At 63.3% G+C, this 319-nt stretch carries 1 protein-coding gene; it reads left to right on the top strand.

What is annotated here, in order from left to right; genetic code table 11:
* Positions 1-319: phosphoglycerate kinase (gene pgk, locus AAEZ10_RS27240; protein ID WP_350571787.1), on the top strand; the 319-nt coding region annotated here is incomplete at both ends.

Here is a 319-nt window from a genome sequence, read left to right on the forward strand (position 1 = left end):
ACGTGGTGGTGGCCAAGGAATTCGCCGAGAGCGCCGTGGCGACCGTCAAGGCCATCGCCGAGGTCGCCGACGACGACATGATCCTCGACATCGGCCCGCAGACCGCCGCGCAGTTCGCCGAGCTGCTGAAGACCTCGAAGACCATCCTGTGGAACGGTCCGGTCGGGGTGTTCGAGTTCGACCAGTTCGGCAACGGCACCAAGGTCCTGGCCCAGGCCATCGCCGAAAGCTCGGCCTTCTCCATTGCCGGTGGCGGAGATACCCTGGCCGCTATCGATAAATATGGCGTTGCCGACCAGATCTCCTACATTTCTACCGG

This window comes from Pseudomonas sp. H26/SER47-MNA-CIBAN-0231 (assembly GCF_040310465.1).
Lineage (GTDB): Bacteria > Pseudomonadota > Gammaproteobacteria > Pseudomonadales > Pseudomonadaceae > Aquipseudomonas > Aquipseudomonas atacamensis.